This window comes from Alteromonas sp. 4NS20-0143, from assembly GCF_057542855.1.
The window spans coordinates 283,704-298,386 of sequence record NZ_BAAJLR010000001.1; the positions used below are offsets into that span (position 1 = coordinate 283,704).

Genomic DNA, 14,683 nt, shown 5'->3' on the forward strand with positions numbered 1-14,683 from the left:
TGTTTAACACTGCTTTTTTATTGCACTATCTTTCGTTTATTTATACTGCGCTTATTTATACTGCGCTTATTTATACCGTGCTTATTTAGACCGCTGGGCTTTAGGTCTGTTTGACTTGTTGCCAACGTTGACAGCTTGGTTGCCGCTAAATCCGCCTTTGCCTCCGTTCCTATTTGAACCAGAGCTTTGCTCCTGACGGCCTCCTGATTTGGTGTTCTGGGTATTGCCTTTACCACCGGTCTTGCCATTGCTTTTACGCTGAAATGACGGAGGTAAGCCGGTGTGCTTGGTCAACGCTCGCTCACCTTTGCGCCCACGTTGCGCTTTTTGACGCTTTTCATCGGCAGTTTCAGGTGGCACTAAGTGCTGAGGACCACGACCAATAAGATCTTCTCTGCCCATATTGACCAACGCTTTACGAATTTGCGCAAAGTTTTTAGGATCGTGATAACGCAGCATCGCCTTGTGCAGACGGCGATGAATTTCACCTTTTGCTGATGGTACTTCTTCACTGTCCTTCGTGACTTTACGAAGAGAATTTACCTCTGTGTGGTACATGGTGGTTGCTGTAGCCATGGGCGAGGGGTAAAAGTTTTGCACTTGATCTAGCTTAAACTTATTTTCTTTAAGCCATATAGCAAGACTAAGCATGTCTTCATCAGTAGTACCTGGATGAGAGGCAATGAAATACGGAATTAAGTACTGCTTTTTGCCTGCTTCTTCAGAATACTTGTCAAACAGCTCTTTAAAGCGATCGTAGGTGCCCATACCAGGCTTCATCATTTTCGAAAGCGGGCCATCTTCTGTGTGTTCAGGGGCAATTTTTAAATAGCCACCCACATGATGTAAGGCCAGCTCCTTAACATATTCAGGATCTTCAATGGCTAAGTCGTAACGAACGCCGGAAGCAATAAGAATTTTCTTTATTCCCGGTAAGTTACGCGCACGACGATAAAGGTCTATCGTCGGCTTATGATCGGTGTCCATGTGGGCACAAATACTGGGGTATACACAAGAAGGGCGACGACAGGTTGCTTCCGCTTTAGGGCTTTTACATCGCAAGCGATACATGTTGGCCGTAGGGCCGCCCAAATCAGAAATAACACCAGTGAAGCCGGGTACGGTATCGCGAATTTGCTCTATCTCTCTAATAATAGAATCTTCAGAGCGGCTTTGAATAATTCGGCCTTCATGCTCAGTAATAGAGCAGAACGTACAGCCACCGTAACAGCCTCGCATAATATTGATGCTGAAGCGGATCATGTCGTAGGCTGGAATTTTCGCATCGCCATAAACCGGGTGAGGTATGCGCTGATAGGGCAAATCAAACACAGCATCCATTTCTTCAGTTTCAAGAGGCATCGCTGGAGGGTTTATCCAAATATGTCGGTCACCGTGGCGCTGCATAAGTGCTCGTGCGCAGCCTGGGTTCGTTTCTTGATGCAAAATTCGCGATGTGTGTGCGTAAAGCGTTTTATTATCTTTAACCGTCTCGTAAGCAGGAAGCTTAACGTACACATTTTCCCAAGGCTTACGCTTTTCTTTCTCTTTTTGAGGTGGCTGAATAACAATGGGAGCAGCGTCGGGTGCTTCGCTACTTTTGCTGTCTTTTTCCTCAGAGTCACATTCCGGCTCCATAATATAAGGGCTTGGAATAGGATCTATTTTGCCAGGACGGTCAAGGGATGTGGAATCTACACCTTGCCACTCGGGCAACGCCTCTTTCACAATAATCGCGGTGCCGCGAATATCGCGCATGTCCGCAATATTTTCACCCGCGGCTAAACGGTGCGTAACTTCAACCAATGGACGCTCTGCATTTCCAAAGAAAAGCATATCGGCTTTTGAATCGAATAACACCGAACGGCGGACTTTCTCGCTCCAGTAGTCATAATGGGCGATACGGCGAAGGCTTGCTTCAATACCACCAGCAATAACAGGCACGCCCTTAAAGGCTTCCCGACAACGCTGAGCATACACCGTCACCGCTCTATCTGGACGCTTACCACCTACGTTGCCCGGCGTATAGGCATCGTCATGACGCAGCTTTTTATCTGACGTGTAGCGGTTAATCATGGAGTCCATGTTGCCGGCAGTCACACCAAAATAAAGGTTTGGCTTGCCAAGCTTCATAAAGTCGTCTTTGCTCTTCCAATCTGGTTGAGCAATGATGCCTACGCGAAAACCGTGGGCTTCTAGTACGCGACCTATTACCGCCATACCAAAACTTGGGTGGTCTACATAGGCGTCGCCTGTCACCAAAATAACATCGCAGCTATCCCAACCTAATGCATCCATCTCCTCCTTTGACATAGGAAGAAACGGCGCTGTGCCGAGGCAGTGGGGCCAATATTTAGGGTAAGAAAACAGACTGCGGTCGGCTTTAATGGTGGCTTGCATAATGATCACATATAAAAAAACAGAGTTTGCCTGAAAAGCTTGGGCGTGTTGGCGCTAGGCAAATTTTCAGAAATGAGGCGCGATTATAGCAGTGTTGCTGCGGTGGGGGTATAGCGCTGTCATTAAATAAGCGCCCTTTGTATACTTAAGGGAATGTGAATAATAAAAATGAAGATACCGCTATGGCTTACTGGTTGTTTAAAACCGAACCCGACGCTTTTTCTATTGATGATTTAGCACAACGGCCGAACCAAAGTGAACCCTGGGATGGCGTGAGAAACTATCAGGCGAGAAACTTTCTTCGCGACAGTATAAAGCTAGGCGACTTAGTATTTATTTATCACTCGAGTTGCAAAACGGTGGGTATCGCGGGAGTGGCCGAAGTTGTGAAAGCAGGCTATCCAGATGTTAGTCAATTTAACCCCGAGTCCAATTATTACGATATCAAAGCAACCACTGACAAGCCTAGGTGGTACTGCGTAGACGTAAAACACGTAGAGTCGTTTAACCGTGTGCTTCCTCTTTCTGAAATAAAAGCGATGCCAAATATTACCGAAATACCATTGGTAACCAAAGGCGGGCGTTTATCGGTGATGCCGGTAACAGAAAATGAATGGCAGCAGCTATATGCTGCTGCCAAGTAGCGCGTTAGCCCGTCTATTTAGCTCAGCATGCTAGCCCCGCATTTGTCTTAGTGGGCTAGCTTACTGTGTTGGCGCTTCAGTGTTTAAGGCTACTTTTTAGAAAGAGTAAATTTAGTGTCTGCTTCGCGAAGAATATACAGTGCAAAGCACGCGCCCCACATTGGCCAAGCGGCAAAAAAGAGCAAATGACTGAACGCGTCAATGTATTGAGGGAATGACGACAGCGTTGAGCCACCGTGAAGTAAGAAGATAAGCCCATAGGTAGATCGCTTAGCCACGCCGCCAAGAAAAGCAAAAACAAGCGCAAGCTGAAATAGGCCCATAATGTATACTGCCATTTCTGGCACACCGCCAATACCGTAGAATTTTTCAAAGATAGCCATGCCGTGGGCAGGGTTTACAAATTTATCGAGTGTCCACACGAACATCACGATGAACACAGTGACGCGCAGTGCCAGTAACGCCCAAGGTAGTCGAGTAGTAATAACATCTGATTGCGTAGAAAGGTGTGAATGCGTAGCTGATTGACCCATAAAGGTCTCCAATTGGTTATGAGATAAATGTTGTTAATAAAGAACGGGGTCGAGAACAAAAAATTTCAAAAAATAAAAAATGCGCTGAAATTTTTTTAATAACGTATCGGTCTTGTCACATAATATTAAAAAACGGAAACATACATGAATAACCTATTAGGCCTCGCCATCAGTACCTTGGCTCTTGCAGTTAGCCAAGGCGTGCAAGCACAACAAACCCAAGAACGGGATATTGAAGTTGTAGAAGTGAAAGGAAATGCGTCTTCAGTTGGCAATTTAAATCCGGGTGACAATCAGTTAAAAGGTATCTTTGGCGCCGGAATGTCAGCGGCAGAAACACCCCGTTCAGTAACATCCTTGTCTAGCGAGGCACTAGAAGCATTCAACATTAATGATTTACACGACATTGTCAAAGCTGCTCCCAATGCCTATGCATCAAGTGGTTTTGGTACACCAAGCTTGCCAAGCATAAGAGGCCAGCTAGGTGAATTGTTCCAAGACGGTATTCGTCGCCAGGCCGGTAACAATGGTTTCGGACTGCCGCTGTCTTTCAATGGCGTAGAACAAGTCGACGTGGTTAAAGGCCCGTCTCCTGTATTATTTGGTAGTACACAGCGAAACGGCGGGTTTGTTAATTTGCAAACTAAAGCCGCCTCAACGCAAGGAACGCAAGGTAAGGTGACACTTCGCGCAGGCCGTTGGGAGCAATACTCTGGACAGGTCGATGTCAATACGGCGATTGAAGAGGGCAAAAGCGGCTTTCGCATAAGCGCAGAATACCTCGATCACGGCAGCTTTTACGATTTTGCAGAGCGAGACAGCGTTAATCTCTTCGCTGCCTATCGCTACACCCCAAGTGATGCACTAACTTGGGATATTAGTGCTGAATACTATGATACCGATTATCCGGACAACGCGGGTATTAACAGACCCACTCAATCGTTAATCGATGATGGCTTGTACATTACCGGTCAGGGCGTTCAGCCTAACGGCAGCACGGTACCTGGTGCGGGCGCAATAATTTCACCCACCGGTGAGGTAGTTATTCCACGTAATCGTGTATTTACCAACCCTGATGATATTAATGGTGCAACCACCACCGTGGTGCGTAGCAGCATCGACTATCAATACGCTGACAACATCACTATTCGCAACTTATCGTATTATCAATATTTAGAGCGCGAAGAAGTGGCGCAAAACAGCTTTGTTGAAATAATCGATGGTGCTGATACCTTCGAAAATAGAACAGAGGTTGATTATCAGTGGTCTGACTCGCAAACCACAACGGTTGGATTATCAATTCGCTATAACGATGTGTTGGGCTACAGCCAATTTACCACTGAAGCCGATAACCCTATCGATTTAACAGGCCCGCTCTCAAACCGCGTAATTCCCCTTACTGATGCACAAAAAGCCCGTTTAGTGCAGTTGCGCCCAGGCGTATTTGTCTCGCCTGGTGCCCAATACGACCTAGACGGTGACGGGGCTGGCGATTTCAATTTATCTGACACCACAGACTCTACCACGTGGCAAACCGGCGTAGCGGTGCAGCAGCAATCAAAGTGGACCGATAAATTAACCACTATTGCCGGTGTGCGAATTGATTACTACGATGTTGAGGCGCGAGATCCATTATCGCCAGAGGGCGTTGAAGCAGCCTCTGATACCTACAGCGATACCTTAAGTAGCTATCAGCTAAGTGCGGTTTACAAGCTTACCAACGCGATAAATCTTTACGCTGCATTTTCCGAAAACGATGCCACCTCAAATAGCATGGGAGGTGGTACGGTACTGGGCGGAAATAACGAGATTAATCCGCTGAATTTCGCCACTGAAAATACGCTGTATGAAGTGGGTGTAAAATATTCACCTAGCAGCGAATGGTATGCAGAGGCATCGGTGTTTGACCAAACCCGTAGTTTGCGTAACCGCGATGGCAGCAATAGCGGCGTTAAAACCCAAGGTGCAGAGTTTCAGGTGTTTTACCAACACAATGATGTGTGGGTGAACGCAGCGTATAGTTACTTAGACGCGCGCTTTGATGACTCAGCAGCCTTTCAAGGCACGTCACAAGTGATTGATGCCTTCGATAACAGTCGCCCCGATATTGTTAACGGTACAGGCGTTGGCTCACCATCGTTTACGGCGTTTGCCCCTTCGGATAGTCGAGTGCAGGGCATACCTCGTCAAATGGTGTCATTGAATACAGGCTGGCAGTTAACCGATGACTTCGCAGTAGGCGCAAGCGCTCTTTACACCAAGTCGTTCCCATTAGATTTCTTGCAAACGGTAAACATTCGCGACCAGTATTCCCTTGACTTAAATGCGGACTATCGCATTAATGAACAATTACGTGTTCGTGCAGACGTTATAAATGTCACTGATCAGGACAACTGGCAACCACTGTTTGAAGGCGGTTTTTTTGGTGCAACCCTTGTTATGCCTAATGTACCTCGTCATGTTCAGTTAACTATGCAGTATGCGTTTTAAGCGCACTTAAGGAATAAAAATGTTTAAGAAAATCGCGTTGCTTGCCGTCATTGCAGCTGCTGTCGTTGGGTTTTTCTATTTTGACCTAAACACGTATTTGACGCTAGAGGGAATGAAAGGCTCGCTAGATACGTTCAAAACTCAAATATCTGAAAACCCGGTGTTAAGCGTCGCGATTTTCTTTGCGATTTACGTAGCGGTAACGGCGCTGTCGTTACCCGGAGCGGCTATTCTTACGTTAGCCGCTGGCGCGCTATTTGGCTTGTTCCAAGGACTAATTATTGTGTCCTTTGCGTCTAGTTTAGGCGCAACACTGGCCTTTTTAGTTGCCCGGTTCATTTTGCGAGATACGGTACGTAATAAGTTTAAAGAGAAGCTGAAGAAAATTGATGAGGGCGTTGAAAAGCAAGGGCCATTCTATTTATTTACCCTTAGGTTAGTGCCGGTATTTCCATTCTTTTTAATCAATTTATTGATGGGCTTAACGTCTATCAAAACCTGGACATTTTACTGGGTAAGCCAAGTAGGCATGCTTGCCGGTACGGTTGTTTACGTTAATGCAGGTACCCAGTTAGCGCAGATTGATAGCCTCTCGGGCATTTTATCCCCTGAGCTACTTTTTTCCTTCGTTTTACTGGGTATATTTCCTTGGATTGCGAAAGGGATTGTGGCCATTGTTAACCGTCGTCGCGTTTACAAAGGTTATACCAAGCCCAAAACCTTCGACAGAAACTTAGTGGTTATCGGTGCAGGCGCGGGTGGTCTTGTGACTAGCTACATTGCTGCAGCGGTTAAAGCGAAAGTAACGCTTATCGAAGCAGGCGAGATGGGTGGAGATTGTCTTAACTATGGCTGTGTGCCAAGTAAAGCAATTATAAAAACGGCCAAAGTCGCTAATCAAATGCGCCATGCCGAAGATTACGGCCTAAACCCAGTTTTACCGACTATGTCGTTTAAAAAGGTAATGAAAAGGGTGCATGAAGTTATCGCAACCATCGCCCCTAACGACAGCGTAGAGCGCTACACAGAGCTAGGTGTGGATGTGGTAAAAGGCTATGCGACCATCATCGACCCATGGACCGTAGAAATTAAAACCAATGAAGGCGAAGTAAAGCGCCTAACCACCAAAAATATTGTTGTTGCTACTGGCGCTAGCCCGTTTATTCCAGAGCTTTCAGGTATCGAGGAAAGCGGATACGTTACTTCAGACACCCTTTGGACTAAGTTTGCCGAATTAGACGATGCACCTAAGCGATTAATCGTGCTGGGCGGCGGACCTATTGGTTGCGAACTAGCGCAGGCCTTCGCCCGATTGGGCAGTGAGGTTACTCAGGTAGAGCGTGCGCCGCGTTTAATGGGGCGTGAAGATACGGATGTGGCCGACTATGTGGAATCGGTGCTCACAGAGAGCAACGTTAACGTATTAACACAGCATGATGCATTGCGATTTGAAACCCGTGGTGATGACAAAGTGTTGGTGGTTGCTAAAGATGGCAATGAAATCGACGTTGCCTATGACGAAGTTATTATTGCAGTAGGACGTAAAGCGCGCCTCAATGGCTTTGGCCTTGAGAAGCTGGGTATTCAGTTTGACAGAACGATTGAAACCGATGAGTACCTGCAAACACTCATGCCGAACATCTATGCTGCGGGGGATGTAGTGGGGCCGTATCAATTTACCCATGTTGCAGCACACCAAGCTTGGTTTGCAGCGGTAAATGCATTATTTGGAACGTTTAAAAAATTCAAAGTGGATTACAGCGTTATTCCTTGGACAACGTTCATCGACCCTGAAGTGGCGAGAGTTGGTTTAAGTGAACGAGACGCTGTGGAGCAAGACATTGACGTAGAAGTGACGCGATACGAGTTTGCGGAACTAGACAGAGCGGTGACAGAAAGCGCCCGCAAAGGATTTATTAAGGTACTTACACCGCCTGGCAAAGACAAAATTTTGGGTGTAACTGTGGTGTCTGAACACGCTGGAGACTTACTGGCAGAGTTTGTTATCGCCATGAAGCACGGATTGGGGCTAAACAAAATTTTAGGCACCATTCATACCTATCCAACGTGGGCGGAAGGCGCTAAGTACGCTGCCGGTAATTGGAAACGCGCGAATCAACCTGAAAAGCTATTAAGCTTTGTTGAGAAGTTTCACACATGGCGCAGGGGCTAATCATGCAATTGAGTAAAGTGAAGTTCGGTATATTCTCACCTACCGCTGAGAGTGACTTTTGTACCAGTGCACCTAATCTAGCATTTAAACTAGTACCTAAATTAACAACTAGAAGGGCACCTAAAAAAATACGTGAAAATGCACTGATGAAAATGCTCAAGAGAATAAGCACGGGCGCAGCAATAGGCTGCGCGTTATCCATCCTTTCGCTAAACGCGTTCGCAGACAGCAAATTACATGAGAAATACAGCGCACTACTCGATAAACATGTGGTGACTATCGACGGTGGAGCCAGTACTCAAGTTGACTATAAAGGTTTTAAGCGTGATCAAAGCCAATTAAGCAGTTACCTTGACCAACTAGCCGCAGTGCCGCCGCGTACTTTCGACTCGTGGGATCAAAATACACAGCTAGCATTTCTTATTAATGCGTATAACGCCTATACCATCGATTTAATTCTTACCGAATACCCTGAACTTGAGTCTATTCGAGACTTAGGCAGCTTTTTTTCCTCTCCTTGGGACAAAGAGATAGCCCCGCTTCTCGGTAAATCCCGCTCCCTTGACGATATAGAGCACAATTTAATAAGAGGGGACAATAAATACAGCGAGCCACGTATTCACTTTGCGGTTAACTGTGCAAGCGTTGGCTGCCCTGCGTTGCGAGAAGAGGCCTATGTGGGCGAGCGATTAGACGCTCAGCTCGATATGCAAACTAAGCGTTTTTTAAGCGATAATTCCCGCAACAAGATAGAAAACGAGACACTCTATTTATCAAAAATTTTCTCATGGTATGAGGGCGATTTTGAAAAAAACTGGAAGAACACTCAGTCGGTGTCTGAGTTTATCCTTTTATATAAAGACGCGATGGCGCTAAGCAGTGCTCAAGTTGATTTAATTGAAAGCGGTAAAGCTGATGTTGATTACCTAGAATACGACTGGTCGTTGAACGACACAAAAGCGGCAGTGAAAAATTAGTCATAATGAGAAGTACGTGCGTTTTTTTACCTGTGAGCATCGCAAAAAACACTTGCGATGCAATCATAGCTTTTGTCCGGTTAGCATGCCTAACAATGCTTGTAATCGCAGGTAGTGCTTATGCCGAGCCGTCTGTAGATGGTAATGACATTGCTATTCCTGACCCAGGTGCTAATCCCAAAACTGATCCTAGCCCCGTTGTGCGATTTCACGCATGGGGCGGCAGTGCGCAGGTAAATAGTTACCTTAAGTGGGTTGCCGATAGGGTTGAGCGCAAACACGGCATTACGTTAAAGCACGTAAAGCTTGCCGATACCAGCGACGCGGTTTCAAGAGTACTAGCAGAAAAAGCTGCGGGTAATTTAAATAATGGCAGTGTCGATCTCATTTGGATCAATGGTGAAAACTTCGCTGCTATGAAAAAGAATGCGCTGCTGGCAACGGGATGGGTACGTGATATTGCAAACTTTGTGTTAACAAATCCAAGTAATAACTCAGCGATGGTGACAGACTTTGGTGAGCCAACGCTGGGAATGGAAGCGCCGTGGGGTAAAGCATCTATGGTGTTTTACTACCGCAAATCGCACTTTGATTCATTCAATGAGCCAGTACCCCAGACTCTTCAGGCCCTTTTGCAGTTCAGTCAACAGCAGCCTGGTCGGTTTACCTATCCAGTGGTAACTGACTATTTAGGTATAAGCTTTATCAAGTACGCTGCTATTGCCCTCAATTCGTCAAACCAATCGCTATTTTATAGCCCCGTTACCCAAAAATCCCTAGAGAAGATTACTCCCTCGTTATGGGCGTACCTTGATGCGCTGCATCCCACAATGTGGCGTAATGGCGAATACATGGTACGACAAGCATCTCAGCTACAGCGATTAGTTGGAAACGGTGAACTTTCGCTGGCTTTTTCGTTTACCGCTGCAGAAATACCAAGTGCGGTAGAGCGGTTTGATTTACCGCGGGATGTGCGGACTTTTGCAATGTCAGACGGTAGTTTGGCAAATGTCCATTTTATAGGGCTAACGTTTAATTCGCCTAATCAAGCGGCGGCAAAGACGGTAGTCAATTTTCTATTGTCCCCTGAGGCCCAAGCAAAAAAACAACGTTTACAGGTATGGGGAGACGACACCGTACTTGATACTAGCGTGTTATCCGCATCGCAAAAAAGCATGTTTGAAACCCAGCAGTCTCATCCTTCAGCACTTGATAAGTCTCAGTCAACGCCTCTGTACGCAGAGCCTCACGCAAGTTGGACCGATGCGCTGAGACAGGCTTGGGAAGAGCGATACGGGGCGAGATACTGATGCCTAATTTCAATTCTCAATCTAAGCCTCAATCTAAGCCTCAATCTAAGCCTCAATCTAAGCCTCTGTATAAGAATAGAAACCGAAGCTTGTCGCAAGGCCCATTTAATAGTCTTACCGTTTGGGCGAAGTGGTTATTACTTTGCTTACTGATTATTCCCGTGGTGGCTGGCGTTATTGGGGTCTTCTTGCCTGCCATGGGTTACTTTCCGGCCATTGGCGCGGATCAATTTGATTTTCGCGTTTTCGCCGCATTATTCGATGTGGCAGGCATTCACAGCATGATGTGGCTTTCACTTTTCACCGGCGTAGTGGCGACGGTGATTGCAGCGGTATTTGCGTTTGTGTTGCTGTCTGTATTTTATCGCTCGCGAATGCTCTCTCGATTACAGATAGTGTTAAGCCCCTTTTTGGTGCTGCCACACGCCGGTGCAGCAATAGCACTCGTATTCTTACTGAGCCCATCGGGGTTCTTTGCCCGGCTTTTTACGTTTGATAGCAGCGCCATTGCCTCTGCAAATGAAGGTGTTTTCCTTTTCGATAGTTGCGGCATCAGCATTATATTAGCGTTAGTGTTAAAAGAAATTCCGTTCATTCTTCTCATGGCAATAAGTGTGATGTCACAGCCGCTGATACAGGAGAAAATTAACGGTTACTTCAAAGCAGGTACCGCTCTTGGGTACTCACCTATCGCTATTTTCTTCAAATTAGTGCTGCCCGTAGTATTTCCACAAATACGACTGCCCCTTTTAGCCGTATTGGTTTTTGCGGTTTCAAACGTAGAGATTCCGCTCATACTTGGGCCCAATGATCCAAGTACCCTAGCCGTAGTCGTACTGCATTGGTTTAATCATATTGACTTATCTATGCGTTTGCAGGCCTCCTCTGCAGCTGTCGTGCAGGTGGGTATCGCTGTGTTTGCTGTTATTGTGATGTTGGCAGTCGAGAAAGGAATCATCTTTTATGGTAAAAAATGGCTGCAGCGCGGGAAGCGACACGCTACCGATAAAGCAATTAGCGCCACAGCCTACCTACTATTGGTAGCGTATGTGGTGCTAGTGGTGAGTGCAGTTTACACACTGGTTGCGTTTTCGTTTGCAAAGCAGTGGACGTTTCCTAACATTATACCGGCTGACGTCACTATGCTTCACTGGAACACTGTGTTCGACGCGGTGTTAACGCCCTTATCGAATACCGTGTTATTAGGTGTTAGCGTAAGCTTCAGTGCGTTAGTATTAGTGTTACTTACGCTTGAGAGCGAACCATTGAATGCTGCAAAGACACGGGCTTCGCTGCTACTTCCTACCGCCTTATTTTTACCTCTGTTAGTACCTGGGGTCGCCTTTCTGTATGGCTTAGTGTGGTTCCAGCAGCTTATTTTAAAGGATGCCGTTTGGTTTCATGTGTATGTGGCGCACATGGTTTATGTGATTCCTTATGTGTACCTATCACTGGCTGTAGCGTACCGAAAGTTTGATAACCGTTATGTAATGGTGGCGCTAAGCCTTGGCAAATCACCAATGGAAGTGTTCTTTTTAGTAAAACTTCCTCTGCTCATTGGGCCCATTCTGGTCGCCTTCGCTTTAGGGTTGGCAATTAGCTTCAGCCAGTACCTTCCTACGTTACTCACCACGGGCGGGGCAATTTCTACAGTTACCACAGAGGCAGTGGCGTTAGCTGCGGGAAGCAGCGCAAGGTTAAGTGCGGCCTATGTGGTTATTCAAGCTGTAATGCCATTGTGTGGGTTTGGTTTGGCATGGTGGCTATCGAACATACTCTTCAAACCTAGCACAAACACACGAAGTACAAATAAATCTAACACAGGTAAAAGTGTAAGAAGCGTATGATCTATCTAACAGAAAAGAGAGCGTAAATGGCACTGACACTCAAAGAGCTTAAGGTTTTTAAAGGGAGCGCTTTACTACTTTCCCTTGATGTCACCGTTGAAAAGGGTGAAATTTTAACGGTAATGGGGCCAAGTGGGTCGGGTAAGTCAACGCTGCTTCAGGCAATAGCAGGACATCTCGACACGCCTTTTTCGTTCTCGGGTTCCATTTTAATAGATGGAACGAATTTAGCTAGTAAGCCGCCACATCGGCGCGGCGTTGGTGTTATGTTTCAAGATGCACTTTTGTTTGAGCACATGACGGTAGAGCAGAACATTATGTTCGCTATGCCTAGTGCTAAGTATCAAACAAAGAGCAGAAAACGAGACGCTGTGGCAAAGCTGCTTCACGCTGTTGAGTTAGAGGGAATGCAGCATAGAGTGGTAACCACACTGTCTGGCGGTCAGCAAAGTCGTATTTCTCTATTGCGTACGTTAGCTGCAGAGCCGCAGGCGGTATTACTTGATGAGCCCTTTAGTAAATTAGACACAGCGCTTAGACAGCAAATTCGAGAATGGACATTCACGCAGTTGCGCGAGCGCAATATACCTGCACTACTCGTTACCCATGACAACGCCGATGCTGTGTCAGCGGGTGGTCAAACGATTGAGCTATCATCATGTTAGATGCCAAAGTAACCCCGTTTATCAAGCCGCTGCTAAGGCCTATAGTTGTTGAGTTAGACAAGCGCGGTATCACGCCCAATCACGTTACTCTTGCAGGGTTTATTGTTGGTTTGATAGCCGTGCCTTTAATAATACTTAACTGGTGGTTAGGGGCCCTTGGCGTCATCATACTCAATAGAGTGTGTGATGGCATCGACGGCGAGCTTGCTAGATATCAAAAAAGCAGTAGCAGTGCCGGTGGCTATTTAGATATTTGCTTAGATTTTCTATTCTATGCGTCAATTCCATTAGCGTTCGGCATTGCGAACCCCAGTGAATGGGGCATACCTGCGGTGGTATTGTTGGCCACTTTTATTGGCACGGGAAGCAGCTTTCTTGCATTCGCAGTAGCGGCAGAGAAATTCAATATTGACCGCCCGCAGTTTGCGAATAAAAGCTTTTATTACATGCAAGGGCTAACTGAAGGTGCCGAGACGATAGCTGTCTTTTTAGCGTTTTGTATCTGGCCTAATCATTTTCCTATTATGGCCTACTGTTTTGCAGCGGCCTGTTTCGTTACCATAGTGACAAGAATAAGCGGGGGCTTTGCTACACTTAAACGGGTAGAGCAGTCTAACGCGAGTAATCAGAAATCAAACCAGTAATTAAACCAGCAATAAGAAGAGTAGGGTGAATGGACACTACATCAGTAATCCGACTTTCCGTGTTTATTTCGGTATTCTTCATCATGGCGATGCTAGAAGCGTTTTTACCTGCGCGCAAATCAACACTATCTCGCAAAGAGCGGTGGGTAGGCAATCTGTCTATGGTTGTCTTTGGTGCAGTGGTTTCTCGACTGCTTGTGCCAGCTTCATTAGTAGGCGTATCGTTGTGGGCTAGCGAAAAAGGCCACGGCCTATTCAACATTCTGTTTGCATCAGATAGCACGCTAGTCAGTGCAGTACTCGTTGTCGTGGGGGTATTGTTACTGGACGTGGTTATTTATTGGCAGCACAGGTTGTTTCATACCATTCCATTGTTGTGGCGCATTCATAAAATGCATCACGCAGATAGCCATGTAGACACCACCACGGGTTTACGTTTCCACCCAATAGAGATAGTGATCAGCTTAGGTGTAAAAACTGCTGCTGTAGTCGCATTTGGCGTTCCAGTATTAGCGATTGTCATTTTTGAAGTCGCTTTAAATGGTTTTGCGCTATTTAATCATGCCAACATACGACTGCCTCAAAAGTGGGACGATAGACTATCGACTCTCATAATTACTCAACGATTACACCGCATTCACCATAGCCAAGCTAAAGAAGAATCTAACAGCAATTTTGGTTTTAGCGTGTCGTGGTGGGATAAGGTGTTTAATAGCTTTAAGCCCCGTGCCCATGAAAGCGACGATAAGTTGCCGATAGGGCAACGTGATGTGCCGCCCACAAAAGACAACGCAAGCGTGCTATCGCTGCTCCGTCAGCCCTTTTCTAAACCGGCTAAAGACTGATCTGAATAAATCTTCCAATCGTTTTAGTTTATAGTAATTTGAGTCTTGCTACCGCGTACACGTTTAGTCGTATAGAAAAAACGGTACAAAAAGGTAAGTGTTGTTATACTTTGGATGTACGCAAGGTCAGTTTATCAATACGTTCGTTTTTTTAT

General features: G+C 46.1%; 11 protein-coding genes. 9 read left to right on the forward strand and 2 right to left on the reverse strand.

What is annotated here, in order from left to right:
- Positions 1–81: 81 nt before the first annotated feature.
- On the reverse strand, positions 82–2,400 hold the full coding sequence (locus tag AC27HD_RS01175; protein WP_487103258.1) for a YgiQ family radical SAM protein: 2,319 nt from the start codon (positions 2,398–2,400) through the stop codon (positions 82–84).
- A 182-nt stretch (positions 2,401–2,582) separates the two neighbouring features.
- On the opposite strand from AC27HD_RS01175, the gene AC27HD_RS01180 reads away from it, so the two are divergent.
- Entirely contained in the window at positions 2,583–3,044 is a 462-nt protein-coding gene (locus AC27HD_RS01180; RefSeq protein ID WP_487103882.1) for an EVE domain-containing protein, read from the forward strand.
- Positions 3,045–3,133: 89 nt separating this feature from the next.
- On the opposite strand, the gene AC27HD_RS01185 is transcribed toward AC27HD_RS01180, so the two are convergent.
- Positions 3,134–3,577, reverse strand: coding sequence for a hypothetical protein (locus AC27HD_RS01185; protein ID WP_487103260.1), 444 nt, complete (start codon positions 3,575–3,577; stop codon positions 3,134–3,136).
- Positions 3,578–3,721: 144 nt separating this feature from the next.
- Between AC27HD_RS01185 and AC27HD_RS01190 the strand changes: the two genes are divergently transcribed.
- The 8 genes from AC27HD_RS01190 (at position 3,722) to AC27HD_RS01225 (ending at position 14,528) form a co-directional block, all read left to right on the forward strand.
- Entirely contained in the window at positions 3,722–6,067 is a 2,346-nt protein-coding gene (locus tag AC27HD_RS01190; RefSeq protein WP_487103262.1) for a TonB-dependent receptor, read from the forward strand.
- A 19-nt stretch (positions 6,068–6,086) separates the two neighbouring features.
- Complete coding sequence (locus AC27HD_RS01195) at positions 6,087–8,240, forward strand: FAD-dependent oxidoreductase (RefSeq protein WP_487103264.1); 2,154 nt, start codon at positions 6,087–6,089, stop codon at positions 8,238–8,240.
- Positions 8,241–8,392: 152 nt separating this feature from the next.
- A complete protein-coding gene (locus AC27HD_RS01200) occupies positions 8,393–9,217 on the forward strand; it encodes a DUF547 domain-containing protein (RefSeq protein WP_487103884.1) in 825 nt (274 codons plus the stop codon).
- A 95-nt stretch (positions 9,218–9,312) separates the two neighbouring features.
- The gene (locus tag AC27HD_RS01205; protein ID WP_487103266.1) at positions 9,313–10,527 is read left to right on the forward strand and encodes an ABC transporter substrate-binding protein; all 1,215 of its coding nucleotides are present in this window, start codon (positions 9,313–9,315) and stop codon (positions 10,525–10,527) included.
- Positions 10,527–12,374: an ABC transporter permease gene (locus AC27HD_RS01210; protein WP_487103268.1), complete on the forward strand. Its 1,848-nt coding sequence runs from the start codon at positions 10,527–10,529 to the stop codon at positions 12,372–12,374. Before AC27HD_RS01205 ends, AC27HD_RS01210 begins: the two co-directional genes overlap by 1 nt.
- 26 nt (positions 12,375–12,400) lie before the next feature.
- Entirely contained in the window at positions 12,401–13,039 is a 639-nt protein-coding gene (locus AC27HD_RS01215) for an ATP-binding cassette domain-containing protein (RefSeq protein WP_487103270.1), read from the forward strand.
- On the forward strand, positions 13,033–13,683 hold the full coding sequence (locus tag AC27HD_RS01220; protein WP_487103272.1) for a CDP-alcohol phosphatidyltransferase family protein: 651 nt from the start codon (positions 13,033–13,035) through the stop codon (positions 13,681–13,683). Before AC27HD_RS01215 ends, AC27HD_RS01220 begins: the two co-directional genes overlap by 7 nt.
- A gap of 29 nt (positions 13,684–13,712) precedes the next feature.
- Positions 13,713–14,528 carry a sterol desaturase family protein gene (locus tag AC27HD_RS01225; protein ID WP_487103274.1) on the forward strand — a complete coding sequence of 272 codons (816 nt, stop codon included), beginning with the start codon at positions 13,713–13,715 and terminating at the stop codon, positions 14,526–14,528.
- Positions 14,529–14,683: the final 155 nt, after the last annotated feature.